The following is a 14,208-nucleotide window of genomic DNA, read 5'->3' on the forward strand; positions in this document are numbered from 1 at the left end:
TTTTTCATTATCAGACTGATAACGGCTTTCGATTCTTAATCGTTGTTTTTCATTATCAGACTGATAATGGCTTTCGATTCCTAAGCGTGGTTTTTTTCATTATCAGGCTGATAACAGCTTTAGATTCCTTAGCGTGGTTTTTTCATTATCAGGCTGATAACAGCTTTCGATTCTTAATCGTTGATTTTTTCATTATCAGACTGATAACGGCTTTAGATTCTTAATCGTTGGTTTTTTCATTATCAGGCTGATAATGGCTTTCGATTCCTAATCGTGGTTTTTTCATTATCAGACTGATAACAGGGGAGTTGCCAAGAAGAGGGGAGGGCTTACTACTACTTACAGTTAAACAAATGAGTAGACGTAGTGAAATGCACAACTGAAAATGATCTATATTAGCTGAGTAGGGGAGTGCCCTATTCACTAAAAAGACTACCAACAATATTTATAGAGAAATTTATAATATAGGCGATTAATACACTTAAATGTCTAGTAGGGGAGGGCTTCTTATTCATTCTTTTTAGTATTTGACCAAGAATACTGGCTTAGTGTTGAGGTTGACCTGATTTAAGCTTTAAAAGGTATTAAGTGCCACTTTAGTCAACATCTTAAAACCACACTTAAAATCCTTAAAAGGTTTAAGGGGAATTAGATTAAAACCAATATTAACTATATAATACTCAACAATACACATATTAATAGGGTATAAAATGGCAGATCCAAAAGATAAGCTTGTACATGAGAATCATATTTATATATTTACTGTTGTTATGGTTTTAGTGGCTTTTTTGGCTGTATGGTTTGCTTATAAACCTCAAATTGTAGGGTTTTTAGTATACACAAAAGGCATTTTAATTATTCCTCTATGGTGGATACATAGCCTATTCAAAGCTATCGGGCTTAATTACGTACCTTTACTAAGTGAGTTGGTGTATTCAACAGAACACCTATGTAAACCAACAAACAATTGGCTTCCATTATTTTGTCAAAATAAGTTTAGCGAAGTCACTATTTTTCAAATTTCAAAAGCCAGTCAAGCATGGAATTTATTAATATTTTTGCTGGCAACACCTTGGATAAAGAAAGCTTATGACCGCTTCAACAGCGAGCATCCAGCACGGGGCTTTATCAAAAGCATGAACCTAGAAGAGTTCATAGAGGAACAAATTCCAAACCAAAGACACTTACAGGTTTTTGGTCCATTAGACTTGTCAAAATATGATACGAACAATGGTCATTTTAAAGCGCTTGATTCAACTTATGAGTTTGCAAATAGGCATGAGTTAATTACAGGAACAAAAGAGCGCCTTGTGAACATTACAATCAACGGAGTAACGAAAGAATATAATGATAAAAGCGAAACAGTACCTATCATAGATGAAGAGAAGTTTTTAAATGTCTTACGTGCACAACTAGGGGATCTTTGGATAACCCTTGATAGTTCAAAAGAAACAACACCCGATGAATTATCGTATTTATCCGATGTTGATACAATTTTGCTAGCTTTGTATTTACCAGTAGCATGTGCGACTGATGAATCTATGGATGATGAAGAGTTCCGTAAAATCAAAAAAGATTCAACAACATTAATTAATTACTATTGGGATATTTGCACAAAAAATATACCTAGCAACCCATTGTTTACAATTGAAAATCAGTATGTTGAGGGCGATCGTAAGCTTGTAGGGTTTAATTTTGACTTCCTTAGAAAAAGAATTCACAAATACATTAAACATCCCGTTGCTACTAAGATTTTTAATAACCATGCATATGTAAGAACTATTTTGTGTGAGGTTGTATTAACAGCAAGACAGCTAGGTGTAATGCCACCAACAGATATACGCTGGTTAAAACTATACAATCGAACTGCATACGCATTCATACAGAATATTGGTAGACCGTCTTTGTTTAGTGAGGGTTTAGGTCCAATCTCGCATTATCTAATTGAGGTGAAATTAGGGAAGCCATTAGAAGAGCCAGACTTTAACATTGGTCTTGTTGGTTTTGAATACGAATTATTGAGTTTTGCCATGACTGAAGCTAGACAAAAAGCTGCTGAAGATGTAAACAGTATTATTCGAGTAGTAGAGTTTACGGACAAGGAATTAAACAACGGATCTTATAACTCTAAAAACAATTATAAAGATGATTTTAAGTATAGTGATGATCATGTTTTTGATATGGTGAGTGTAGAAATACCACAGGATGAAATACAAAAAAACAAGCAAAAAGGGTTTTAGTCTTATACTTATAAGTTATAATTGACCGGTATTAAAACACCGGTCTTTTTTATTTAACTATTTTTTTAAAACCATATTTTAACTATACTATTAAAACATGGCTTAAAAGGTAATACTCTAAAATGCTTTTAAATAATTTCACTAAAATAGTAGCAAGTTGCGCTATTAGTATTATTACAATCTCTACTTACGCTGCACCATCTCAGGACCTTACTTCTAAGATGCAAAAAATGGGCAAAGTAAAAGAAGTTAAACCCTTTAGTGGAGGTTTAACTTCTTGGATTCTTGAGGCACCTAATGGGAAAAATGCGGTGTTTTTTACAACATCCGATGAAAAAGTCATCTTACATGGTACAGCTTGGGATTCTGCTACTAAAAAAAATATATCTGAGCCTCTTAAATTAACTGCAAAAAAAATGAATGCACCAGCACAACAACCAACAGCTTCCGTTGGGAATTTGGCCAGTGCATACAATCATCCAGTCTTTAAAGCTGTAAAAACGCTTTCAGGGTTTAAAGAGGGAAAAGCGAATGATAACAACACTGTTTACATCATTTACGATCCACGCTGTAAATATTGCCACGAAACATTCAACCTTTCTCGCTCATACGTTAAAAGCGGTGCAACTATTAAATGGATTCCAGCTTTAGTTCTAAACCAAAGTGAAAACGGAAAACAATTAGCTGCTGGAATTCTTCGTAAACCATCTGAAGATACTATTAATAAAACCTTTAATGGAACAGATGAAGAAATTAACTCAATTAAAGTGATTCCTACACCACAGGAACTTGCTGAGTTGGATAAACACTTAGGCGCTCTTCAATCTATCTTCTTCTATCACGAAGATATTGTTGCAATGCCAAAAGAAGATCGTGAACAGCGAGAAGCAATTCGTAGCGCTGGACAAAAGCCACAGCCACTAACTGCTGGTGTACCAGTTGCTATCTTTGTAAATAAAAAGACTGGAAAAGTTGAAGCTCGTAGAGGAACTTCAGAAACAGCCACTCTTGACTATATTTTCAAATAAGAGGGAATTGAGATGAACAAAACTCAATTGAAAGCTTTCCAATCGATTGTCGGTAACTTTTCACCTTATTTCTCTAAGATAAACAATGAGTCTATGTTTTTAGATTCTGACCTTTCTGGAGATACGGATAGAAATCGCCAGGTGAGCATCTTCAATATAGATGCAAAGGCCACAGATCTACTATTAACGATCAAAGGATTTGATCAGGTCGAGAATAATTTGTTTAGAGGACAAGTTTTCTTAAATTCTGACGAAAACACAGAAATTCTTATTAGTGAGCCATGCTATTACTTAAACAAAAGCAAGGTTCGTTTCAGTACAAATGAACTTCAAAGCTACATAAAGGAAGTTTGGCATCAAGCTCTAAATGAATATAAGGCTGATGTTACAGACAGCACTATACGTTCTAATGAAGAAAAATACAGCTTATCTTTAGCAGATAGATTCTCTAGTTTTAAAAAGTCTTGGCCAGCTATGGGCATTGTAGCTGCAGTAGTTGTTTTTGCTGGAGGCGGTTACTTTTTAGGTTCAGGTACTAATGCGAAAAATGCATCTTCAGAAACAAGTTCGCAACAACTAAGCACATCTGATAACCCTGAACTTGACGGTAAAGCCTTGGCTCTTAAAAACATGGGGTTAGATCCTAACTCAATGGCTTTTGATAACTCATGCTTTAAAGAAAAATAAGGTGAATTATCTATGAGAGCTAGACGAATAGAAAACCTTGAAGCATTACAGCTAAAGGCCTCAGAAATAGCACAAATAACCGTTAAAGAGTTGGAAGCACGACACTATTTAGTTTGGTGGTTGAGCTCATATGACCGAAACATGAAACGTGGCTATAACAATGAAACCATTTGTTTAAGCACCTATCAGGTGAATGAGTTTTGTTTTTCATATGCAATCACAAGCGAAGTTGAAAAGTTTTATTTACTAATACAACCCGAAAATTGGTTTTTAAATGATTTAGCTTTCGAGTCTGCTTCTATAGATGAAAAAGGCTTAGTTTTAAATTTAGCTGAAGTAAATGATCAGTTATTCAAGCTGTATATATCGCGAATGCAAATCAGATTTAATCTTGATGAAATTCATGCTGAACGTTTAACACACGCAAAGAAATATGCAAAAGAACTGGTCTTTATTCAATACAACCCACAGAAAAATCAGGTCATGAATGTAGGTGTTTCTATCAATTTAGAAAACAACACAATCAATCGAAAATCATCAAATCAAACGGCAAAAAATAAGCGTTTGAAAGGGGCATTCTAATGAAGAAATCAAACTATTTTAAGGTAATTGGTGCAGTAGCAGTTTCAACAGTTGTTTCACTTGCTTATGCTGGCTTTACTGAAATTAATAGTTCTGGAGACATTGTATCTAAAGACAGTGCAAATGCTTTACGCACCAGTTTTTCAACACCAAATCAAAATATACCAGCGCCATTACGCACATATTCACTATGGGATAAGATCTCAGAGACAACCAAATATAATGGCACAGTAGAACCGAAGCCAACACCTGTTGCAATTGCGAGTACATCTTCTCAAGCACAAAATATTCAAAGCAAAAGCAATATTAATGTGGCTAACATAGAGAGCCAACAGGAAATCAAAAGATTACAGGCAGCACTAAAAGAGAAAGAAACTGAGAATAACAAGCTCAAATATTCAAACCTTGACATGCAAGTGCAAGTAGTTGAACTAAAAAGCGATATAAACGAACTGAAGCAACAAGTTAACTTTTTAGCAAGCCAGATGCAAATTGTTGAAAGCGATGTGCTTGTAATGAAAAACAAAAAACCAAGTTCTTTTCTAGCACGAAATTAAGCAATGGTTGTGAAGAAAATTACTCAAAAACCTACCAGTGAACAGCAACGAGCAATTGATAAAGCAACACGACTAAAAACCAGTTTTAAATTGATTGCTTTTGCTGGTACTGGTAAGACTACGACATTGATCCACTGTAGTAGTGCTTTGCAACAACTAGGTAAGCTTGGACTATATCTATCATTTAATAAAAAGATGGCAGATGAAGCTAATCAAAAATTCGCTGAATATGGATTGAATTCAGTCACATGTTCTACATTCCATTCCCTAGCTTACAGAAATATACCCGGTTGGCTGAAAAATAAGATTAACAAGCCTACGTTACTTCCTAAAGATATTGTTCAAAAGTTTAAACTTGAAAACATTCGATTTCAGTACAACGGGAAAAACCGACAACTCACCGATCTAACATTAGCGCTGATTATCCTTAATACATTACGTTATTTTTGTATGACAGTGGATCAGACTGTTACCAATGATCATGCTTACATAGCATTAAAAGAACAAACATCAATTAAGCGCAATGACGTTCTTGAAGATAAAATCACTTCAATTGCGAAAATGATCTGGAATGATGTAGTTGATCCAAACGGTGATTATGGTATTACACACGATTACTATCTCAAGTGGTGGGTACTGCAAAAACCACAACTTGATTTTGATTACGTGATGGTAGATGAAAGCCAAGATAGTGACCAATTAATACTAGATGTACTCAAACGTCAAAAAGCAAAAGTTATTTTTGTTGGAGATCCATACCAAAGCATTTATGGCTTTAGGGGTGCGAAAGATATTTTACAGAACCTAGATCTTGAAGCATTGTACTTAGAGCAGTCGTTTCGGTTTGGTAATGCAGTTGCAGATATAGCTAATCTACTTCTCAATAAACTTTTTGGTGAAACCCGACAGTTAAAAGGTTTACCAAGTAAAACGTCAAAAGTTACCACTTTCAGTACATCAAGTTATGCACCATCTTCATTGAACGCGATTATTTGTAGAACAAATGCTACGGCTTTTGAATACTTTTTTAAGTTTCATAGCTACCTTAATGGCGAAAAGAAAATACGTCTTGAGGTTGATGGAAAGCGCAGTAAAGATATTTTCAGTGGTATTTTTCAACTGAGAGCAAATAAACGGCCAACGTGTAAAGAGCTTCAAAACTTTTCTTCCTACCAAGAGCTTGTGGACCATATACAAGTGTTTGGAGAAGTGGAGGGGGCAACTACAGAATTAAAAACCTTTCTGGATCTAACAAACCAATACTCATGGCAAGTGATTGAGTGGGCGTTAGAAAATAGTATGGCTGATGATGAAACTGACCCAAAAAACACTTTGGTCATTAGCACATCACACAAGAGTAAAGGTTTAGAGTGGGATAATGTCCTAATCGCAAAAGGGTTTAACTATAAAATTCTCGATAAAAAGCTAATGATTTCTGCAGATGAAAAACGGCTGTTGTATGTGACCGTAACACGAGCCAAAAACATATTATTTACAGATGGCATTAATGATTTATTGGAACACTTAAATTCAAAAAATATGGAGATTTCAAATGCCTAATCAAGTTGAAGTTCTGCAAAATAGAGTGTTTCAGGCATGTCACAATGCTAGTTATATTCGCGGAGAGTTTCATCACGAACCGTATATCATGGAGCTAGTTAAGAAAAAGGGCTCACAGGTCGCAGATATAATCACACCACTTCTTGAAATGTTTCATCTAATTGAAAAGGAAACAAAGTCAAACTTTAGTTTCACAGAAGATTTTAATTTCAAGCAACGCCATTTTGAACCAGGTGTTTTTCTCAAAACTAAAGAGATATTAAATGGTGTAGAAACGTTCGATGGCCTAGCTATCGTTGATATTCCTTCAGGATCTTTTAGAAGCATTGTCATAGATTCAGGCGGTGGAATTGCTTCAAGTAAACATACAATTGAGCAGTTTAAGGAATTAAAGGGGAGATATTTAATTCCATTTTATTTTGATGGAATCTACGTGCACCCTCACTGTTATACATATTTTTTCATCGAAAATGATATTAAGAGGGTGATGCCCCTTGAGGCTTATGATTCAAGCAAAGTAGGAAATGAGCAAAACATGGGCTTGCATTGGGTAGAAGAAGCAATTGAATACGGTAATCTTCACTTTGGGTTTGAAGTTGAAACACCAGATACCGAAACAATTATAGAAAAAGTCTAAAAATCAAACGACAAAAAAGGGCATCTTATAGATGCCCTTTTTATGTTTTGAAATTAATAAGAAAGGTCGATTGCCACTTGTGCTAAAGATGTAAAAGCAGAGGATTCACACATATAAGATTGACGAATAAAAAACGATGGATTGTATGAACTCACCATAGTTTGACTATCACAGTTTTGGCTAAATTTAATATGTTGTATATTGATTGCTTGCCAAGCTGCAGCATTCTTTTGACTTTCCGCACGAACGTCTTTGATGAAACGTGTTAATGATTGGTTGTACGGTGTATTGCACTTAAGTTCTGGTGAACCGTACTCAGAATCACGCGCTTCATTATAATTAAATACGCATTTTTGATACTCGGCTTGTACCTTGTTATAAGCTTGAATAGCTTCAGCTTTGGTCTTATAACCAGCGTTGGCAGATGACGTAATAATGGTAGCAGCACATATCAAAGCTAAACTTAAAAACTTTTTCATAATCTGATCCTTTATTACTTCATTAATGCCGGAATAAACATTGCCCAACCTAATTTGTTGGTCGCTTTACATTGCATGCTTAGTGTTTTGTACTTTGCAGTCTGGCCAGCGTATAACTGATCGCAGTTAGCAAGTAACTGAGTAAAGTTTCGATTGTGATCAGCTAGAACACGCGGAGCTTCTTCATTATTAATATATTTAGAAGCAAGGCTACCAAGCTGACTTGCGCGGTTATAAACATTTGTATAGCAATTTAGGTGTTTTGCATCAAATGGATCGTTAGAAACCGCAGCACATTTAACGTTTACTAAGCGCAGTTTTTCAAGTTCAGCACGAATAGAGTCTGAGCTAGTATTAGCACTAGCATTAAAAGATGCACATGCTAAAAGGCTAAAACCCAATAAAGACAAAAATCTGTTTTTCATAATATTTCCTTTAATTGCTCTATTAAGGGTATTCAGAATAGTAAGGGCATAAACGCATAACAATACCTTCAAATGTAACGGCTTCACCTAAAGTCACAACACCATCACGAGGGTTTCTATCAAGGTTTCTGTTCGCATTATATTCACGACTAGGACTTTTATATGGTCCACCTAAAACTAGAGCATAAAACCCAGCTATTGTTTTATTATTATAGTCGCTTTTACGTTGTCGTGCTTTTACTGCAAGGTATAAATCTAATAATTCGACTTGTTGTTGAGCACTCAGGGTAGTGATTTGCTTAGGGTTTGATTTAATTGAAGCTGGTATTCCTCTCGCTGTTAAATCTGAAGCATTAATATCTGTTATACCAATTTTAGTCCATTGACTTAAACCATATGCACCAGCGTTGTTATCAATTTTAAGATTAAAACCGCCAGATTCAAAACCAAGAATAGCTGCAACGTCATTAGGGTTATAACCATGTTTTAAAGCAACACGCTTAATACCATCTTTAACCGCACCAAAAGCACCTGGTATACCCCAACCACATTTACGATCTGGAGTACCTTGTCCACCTTTTAAGATTTGTGCATCTGAATAAACTTGCCCGTTTCCACCTTCATCAAAAAGCTGTTGCATTTCAACTACTGCTACTTCAGGAATAACAGTTGGTTGTTCAGCTTTCGTATAAAGTTCATCTACACGGCCAGAATAGCGTTGAGTTTCTGACGCTGTATAAGCTGCCAAAAGAGCCTCTAAGCGTTCATTTTGTTTATGGATCTCTTTAGTCAAATAGTTTTGTGCATTGATAATGTTTAGCTTTTCAATCAAAAGCCCCATCATCGACATGGTTGCTAATTCATTAAACCATTTAGAGTTGCCATAACGTCCAGTACCAATGTTTTCAATTAATTCTGCTGGCGTAGAATTAAGTGCACCAATATCAAAACCCACATCATCAGCCGTACCACCAAATATAGTTCTAGGCGGTGCATATTGAGCAACATCATTTGCATAAATGGTACCGCTTGCAGCTGCTTCAGGTGAGATAGTACCGTCAGCAATCATTTGAGCGACTTGCACTTGTGCAGATCCATAAGCATCCATCGAAACATCGCCACTAAATGCAAGTGCTGGAAGCTTTTTGCCTTGTTTTACTGCAATGCCATCTACCGATGAAGAAACGGGGAGGGTGATTCCTGTTGATGATGAATATAAGGCATTCCATTGAGTCCTAATGGTGTTACCCAAGTACGGTGTGTATTTGTTTTCTAATGCTTGTCCTTGTGGCGAGACACTAATCACAACGTCCTGAGGTAAATATGGCGTAGGATCTGTTAACTTATATTCAGAACTACCCACATATGGCGCAGATCCTTTAACGCGTTGCTGAAGTGCAATGGATGGATTTTTAAAAACTTGATCTAAGTTTTTATTCAGCCAAACATCTAGCCCACGTTTTGCCTTTACACCATATTCAATGTGCAAATGCACGGCACATGAACCACAGCCTTTATTTGACATGTGTGCGATGTTTTGACCAGCTTGAATACGTTGACCAGGGTAAGCGTTAAATTTTTTTTGATACGATGGATCAGTATGGCGATACATGATTCGATCGCCAGTATCCATCTGCATAATTAGTGGGTTAGTGGTTGATTGGTTGCTTGAACCAGATGAACGTGTGTCATAAGAGACAATAGAACCTGAACCAATTGCTTTAAGTGTAAGGTCATTAGGATTCGCACGACTAATATCAATACCGTTATGACTACCAGCAGCGCCCCCTCGCAAACGAAATTCACCAAAACGACCAGCACTACGGCGCCCATCATTCGGCATGATCGAATATTTATGGAAAATCATTTTTTGAGCGTTGTTAGGAACTTTTGCCGTATTAGCGTTTGTAGCGGTTACGTTTTCAGAAATAGGATCGGCGTTAGCGGTATAAATAAAAGCCGAGCAAGTCACTAAAATTGCGACTTTAATGCCACAGCTCAAGGGCTTTAATTGAAATGAGGGTCTAAATTTCATAAGTGAATCGCCAGGCTTAAAGGAAGTTCTTAAAATAAATTAACTTCTTATTAAATGTCCCTAATATCTAAGTGGACGGATTAAGTATATACGATTAAATACTTATTTTATACTTTAAAAAAAGTTTTTAGGTTTTGTTTTAAGATAGTATATACATATAGCGTTAATCTTATTGATAGGTTTAAGAATAAGGTTACATGGTTTTAATATTTTAATTTAATAAAAGTAGTGAGGTATCTAAATATGTTAAATCACGCACACGTTTTAAGCGCTACTTTCGACCAAGCGATTGACCGCGCTTCAATGGGATTAGACTTTTTAATCCAAAACAAAGTACACCTGAAGAATGAAAATGCCTTGTTAGCTCACATTGAAATGCTAGAAAACAAAATCAAAGGTATTACAAATCAGTATAACGAATTGGTTGCTGAAGCGAACGCACACATTGATGACGTTACAAGCAAGCACAATGAGCTGGCGAACAAGTACAACAATGTTTGCGCCCAAATGAAAGCAAAAGACATCGAGCTTAATAACAAGCAAATTGAGTTAGAAAAAGAGCGTATCAACAACTTTGACTTACTTGTGCAAAACCGTTCATATAACAATTTGAACCGTGCTTACAGTCATGCAGTTGGTCAGCTAGAGAAAGATCAACAGCAACTTGTTAATATCGGCGTTCGTAGATTTATTTTTAACTCTACAAGCAAAAACAACATTCAGAAAATTAACTTTTAATTATGAATATTTTGATAAAAAAAATGGTGCTTTTTGAGCACCATTTTTTATTGTCTAGATTTTAAGGTTTACCTTTAAACTTAGACAGAGTTGAGCTTAAACCTGAACGCACACGATTAGTCATAGAGCTACGGCCAGAAATATTAGATTTCTTGGTTGCACTAGAACTAGCACCAAAACGTGCATTAGGAGTCGAACCAGTACCATACGTATACCCAGTACTACTTGCAACATTCACACTACCGAAAGTAGAACCAGTCTTAGATGCTGATGCTTTAGCTACACCACGATTAAACGTAGAAGCTGTTTTTCCGTAAGCATTTGCACCATATAGACCACCACCAGTAGTAGGCGTATTATTTGTACCACTTACACTTGTAGCACCCATACCGAATGTAGATTGACCTTGGCTTGGGCTAGGTGATGTTGGTTTAGCACCAAGACCAGTTGTACCACCCGTACCACCACTGACACCACTTGGAGTAATACCACCTGTACCACCAGTTGCAGCGCCAAAAGAAGCGGATCTAGCTGGCATATTTACAGGGCTATATGCAGTCGTACTACCAGTACCGCCTAATGTATTACCACCTGTACCACCATTGCCACCACCACCACCTCCTTTCGGATTGTTTGGACCACCCTTACCACCATCAGGACGTCTACCAGGCGGTAAAGGACGGCGAGATGCTGGAGATGGACCAGACAACGTACTTGCAGCGCCACCAAACTTTTGTATAGCTTCTTTTGAGTTTGTTTCACCCCACTGACCGCCATTCAATCCAGAACCAATCCATTGTTGTACTTGGTCAGCAACACTAAATACCAACCCGTAAATCAGGTAGATCGCTGAAGTCATCAAGAATAGATATAAGAAGAACTTCCAGATAAACGTAATCAGCTCAGTAAAGATAACTGTAAACGTATTAGATGAATAAGCGATGCTCATTGCACCTTGGTAGCTAAAGAACATATCAGTAAGCGTAACGAGAGCTGGCCCGATAATAATTTCAGCCATCCAGAAACCAACAATGATAAATATTGGTCGCATGAACAACGTTAATACCGTGACATAACCTTGTGTTTGGCTACCGACAAAAGTACGCTCAGGGATCATGTGCATTAGCGCCCATAAAGGCAAACCACACACAGCGTATAGGATATGGATGATCCAACCCACACAAGCTAGACCAAAGAAGATCATTGGCATATATGGAATAACAACCGCCATCCACACACCAAGAATCGTCAAATACGTTACTAGCTGACCAAGGATAGGAGCAAAGATATTTTCAACGGCATATTCTAAAGCGTTGGTGCCTTCTTCAGTTACGCCCTTAAGCCCTGGTACCCATTGAACAAGTGCAGAACCAGAACGAGCAGTAAGCACGACTAATTTCATGCCGACAACAGTACCTTGAGCCACAGCTTTATAGACTAAGATTGCTTCACCAGTATCTTGAATATTACGGATAACATTCGTATTGCGGTGCAATGTAGTAGGGCTGATATTTGAGCTAGACGAATTATTATTTAATAATTCCGCATCGCCTTTTTCACCGACCAATATACCCATTACCAATGATTTAGTAATGTTTGTTGCCCAAGCAGAACCATACGCCGAAAACTTTTGATCGATGTTGGATACTTTGTTTGAGTCACCACCATCGGTAGACATTGATATTAAGTTGGTAGAGTCGGCAATATCGCCGTTTGCCACCCAATTATTGTTGGATGTAAGGCTACCAACAGCATTATCCATTGCAACATAAACGGTGTTATAAATTGCTTCACCTTTTGAGTTGCTCATGATTGCTGAATTCAGTGTAGGAGGGGTGAACGTCCACAAAGGTTCAGTAATATACTTCTCAACAATAGCGCGATATTGACCTACTTTAATACGAGCTTCAGGCGTCATCATCCAACCGCGCTGATTTAGCGTATTAACAACAGTTTGAACCGCAGTATAGCCATTTTCAGAAGTCAGAACATTATTCGTTACGGTATGACTCTTATTCACATAATCATCAACTAGCGCATTAAAGGCATCCATTCCAGCTTTACTAATAGGGAATGTGCCTTCTTGCTCAGTAGCATTAGCATTTACTTGATACGCGATATACCACTTTTCTAAATCGATAAAGAATTGACGATATAGATTGTTCTTTTCTTGTTGTAACTTAGCTTGAACATTTGCCAAAGCAACGTTGATCTTGTTTTGATCTGATTGGCGAAGTTTATAAACAGGAATGTCCATTAATTCAGCATTAACCGCAGCTGGATTAACAACGTTCATTGAAGCACCGCCACAAATCGGCTCTTTTTTGCCCCCAACTTCTAAACGGCTGTCAGCGTAAGCGAAGTTATAAGTAACAGATGTCCAGTTACTTGCAGTTTTAGCGGTTTTATCAATGTAGTTTTGCTTTTTCTCTACTGCAGTCATGCTAACACCAGGATTAGCATTCCCCCCATAAGCACCATCACTAAAATAGCGCCCGAATGCTGGTGGTAGAGTATAAAACTCTTGGTTTAAAACGTTAATACAATGCAGCTGGCGAAGCATAACAGGCGCATTTTTCCTAAATCCAAAGATGTCACGCTGATGATCGTGCGTATCTGACAAACTAGCCGAAGCCATTAAGGATTCGCCTAACGTTCTATTATTAATTGTATTGGATACATTATTTGACCATAGCACCATACCTAGCACGACTACTTGAATGAAACAGTAGCCGGACGCCGTAGGTAAAAGTAAAATAATCGAATATAATATTCGGGAAAACATCGTAGTGACTTTTGAATCTTTCCCGAAAGCTTCACCGTCCTGGGCGCTTTTCAAAAGTGCTGTTAAACCAATACCGATCGCAAAAACCAAAACCAACGACATTGCCACACTAGCTACACCGCCTAATAATATATTAGTGAGTAAACCTGATGATGGTACTGTCGAAGCTGGTCCAGACGCATTGATAAACGCATTGATGAAGTCGTGTCCAAAGATAGATGAGAGAAGAGTAACGGCTTGGTCGCCATCACAATTCGGATTTGTCGATTGACAAAATAAACTCATAGCTAACTCACCGTTTTTCTTAATGCTTCTTATACATCGCTTACTTAAGACGACTAAAAGCAAAGTGTTATAAATTACAAGTTAGACGTTTAACTAAAAGGCTTAATACCTTTTAACCAAAGAATCATTAAAACCATTTTATTACAAATAACAATGGTTTTTAAATTAGC

At 37.0% G+C, this 14,208-nt stretch carries 12 protein-coding genes; 8 read left to right on the forward strand and 4 right to left on the reverse strand.

The genetic code is table 11. The features are described from left to right. Positions 1–710: 710 nt before the first annotated feature. The 7 genes from G5T77_RS17175 to G5T77_RS08155 all read left to right on the forward strand — a co-directional run bounded on the left by G5T77_RS17175 (position 711) and on the right by G5T77_RS08155 (position 7,291). Positions 711–2,240, forward strand: a complete 1,530-nt coding sequence (locus G5T77_RS17175; protein WP_227557108.1) for a hypothetical protein — start codon at positions 711–713, stop codon at positions 2,238–2,240. A gap of 122 nt (positions 2,241–2,362) precedes the next feature. Then, on the forward strand, positions 2,363–3,268 hold the full coding sequence (locus G5T77_RS08130) for a hypothetical protein (protein WP_005005870.1): 906 nt from the start codon (positions 2,363–2,365) through the stop codon (positions 3,266–3,268). Positions 3,269–3,280: 12 nt separating this feature from the next. Next, on the forward strand, positions 3,281–3,955 hold the full coding sequence (locus G5T77_RS08135; RefSeq protein ID WP_032055049.1) for a hypothetical protein: 675 nt from the start codon (positions 3,281–3,283) through the stop codon (positions 3,953–3,955). A gap of 12 nt (positions 3,956–3,967) precedes the next feature. After that, positions 3,968–4,537: a hypothetical protein gene (locus G5T77_RS08140; protein WP_005005866.1), complete on the forward strand. Its 570-nt coding sequence runs from the start codon at positions 3,968–3,970 to the stop codon at positions 4,535–4,537. After that, positions 4,537–5,094: a hypothetical protein gene (locus G5T77_RS08145; RefSeq protein ID WP_032055050.1), complete on the forward strand. Its 558-nt coding sequence runs from the start codon at positions 4,537–4,539 to the stop codon at positions 5,092–5,094. The genes G5T77_RS08140 and G5T77_RS08145 overlap by 1 nt, the downstream gene beginning before the upstream one ends. 3 nt (positions 5,095–5,097) lie before the next feature. Further along, positions 5,098–6,654 (forward strand): UvrD-helicase domain-containing protein, encoded by a 1,557-nt coding sequence (locus G5T77_RS08150; RefSeq protein ID WP_032055052.1) that lies wholly within the window; start codon positions 5,098–5,100, stop codon positions 6,652–6,654. Then, complete coding sequence (locus G5T77_RS08155) at positions 6,647–7,291, forward strand: hypothetical protein (protein ID WP_032055053.1); 645 nt, start codon at positions 6,647–6,649, stop codon at positions 7,289–7,291. Before G5T77_RS08150 ends, G5T77_RS08155 begins: the two co-directional genes overlap by 8 nt. 53 nt (positions 7,292–7,344) lie before the next feature. On the opposite strand, the gene G5T77_RS08160 is transcribed toward G5T77_RS08155, so the two are convergent. From G5T77_RS08160 to G5T77_RS08170, 3 genes are read right to left on the reverse strand one after another with little or no spacing between them, the layout of a single operon-like run. Continuing rightward, positions 7,345–7,770 (reverse strand): hypothetical protein, encoded by a 426-nt coding sequence (locus tag G5T77_RS08160; RefSeq protein WP_005005821.1) that lies wholly within the window; start codon positions 7,768–7,770, stop codon positions 7,345–7,347. A 14-nt stretch (positions 7,771–7,784) separates the two neighbouring features. After that, on the reverse strand, positions 7,785–8,195 hold the full coding sequence (locus G5T77_RS08165; protein ID WP_005005820.1) for a hypothetical protein: 411 nt from the start codon (positions 8,193–8,195) through the stop codon (positions 7,785–7,787). 22 nt (positions 8,196–8,217) lie between these two features. Then, entirely contained in the window at positions 8,218–10,230 is a 2,013-nt protein-coding gene (locus G5T77_RS08170; RefSeq protein ID WP_032055054.1) for a peptidoglycan DD-metalloendopeptidase family protein, read from the reverse strand. A 243-nt stretch (positions 10,231–10,473) separates the two neighbouring features. Here G5T77_RS08170 and G5T77_RS08175 point away from each other — a divergent pair, with 243 nt between their 5' ends. Then, positions 10,474–10,968: a hypothetical protein gene (locus G5T77_RS08175; RefSeq protein ID WP_032055055.1), complete on the forward strand. Its 495-nt coding sequence runs from the start codon at positions 10,474–10,476 to the stop codon at positions 10,966–10,968. Between the two features lie 61 nt (positions 10,969–11,029). On the opposite strand, the gene G5T77_RS08180 is transcribed toward G5T77_RS08175, so the two are convergent. After that, entirely contained in the window at positions 11,030–14,038 is a 3,009-nt protein-coding gene (locus tag G5T77_RS08180; protein ID WP_043041459.1) for a DotA/TraY family protein, read from the reverse strand. Between the last annotated feature and the right edge of the window lie 170 nt (positions 14,039–14,208).

Origin of the sequence: Acinetobacter sp. GFQ9D191M (assembly GCF_011174875.1) — a bacterium.
Taxonomy (GTDB): domain Bacteria; phylum Pseudomonadota; class Gammaproteobacteria; order Pseudomonadales; family Moraxellaceae; genus Acinetobacter.

Excerpts from the sequence above, each read along its gene's own strand:
- G5T77_RS08140 (WP_005005866.1), top strand. The coding sequence starts at position 3,968 with ATGAGAGCTAGACGAATAGAAAACCTTGAAGCATTACAGCTAAAGGCC.
- G5T77_RS08165 (WP_005005820.1), bottom strand. The coding sequence starts at position 8,195 with ATGAAAAACAGATTTTTGTCTTTATTGGGTTTTAGCCTTTTAGCATGT.
- G5T77_RS08180 (WP_043041459.1), bottom strand. The coding sequence starts at position 14,038 with ATGAGTTTATTTTGTCAATCGACAAATCCGAATTGTGATGGCGACCAA.
- G5T77_RS08150 (WP_032055052.1), top strand. The coding sequence starts at position 5,098 with ATGGTTGTGAAGAAAATTACTCAAAAACCTACCAGTGAACAGCAACGA.
- G5T77_RS08160 (WP_005005821.1), bottom strand. The coding sequence starts at position 7,770 with ATGAAAAAGTTTTTAAGTTTAGCTTTGATATGTGCTGCTACCATTATT.
- G5T77_RS08175 (WP_032055055.1), top strand. The coding sequence starts at position 10,474 with ATGTTAAATCACGCACACGTTTTAAGCGCTACTTTCGACCAAGCGATT.
- G5T77_RS08155 (WP_032055053.1), top strand. The coding sequence starts at position 6,647 with ATGCCTAATCAAGTTGAAGTTCTGCAAAATAGAGTGTTTCAGGCATGT.
- G5T77_RS17175 (WP_227557108.1), top strand. The coding sequence starts at position 711 with ATGGCAGATCCAAAAGATAAGCTTGTACATGAGAATCATATTTATATA.
- G5T77_RS08130 (WP_005005870.1), top strand. The coding sequence starts at position 2,363 with ATGCTTTTAAATAATTTCACTAAAATAGTAGCAAGTTGCGCTATTAGT.
- G5T77_RS08170 (WP_032055054.1), bottom strand. The coding sequence starts at position 10,230 with ATGAAATTTAGACCCTCATTTCAATTAAAGCCCTTGAGCTGTGGCATT.
- G5T77_RS08135 (WP_032055049.1), top strand. The coding sequence starts at position 3,281 with ATGAACAAAACTCAATTGAAAGCTTTCCAATCGATTGTCGGTAACTTT.
- G5T77_RS08145 (WP_032055050.1), top strand. The coding sequence starts at position 4,537 with ATGAAGAAATCAAACTATTTTAAGGTAATTGGTGCAGTAGCAGTTTCA.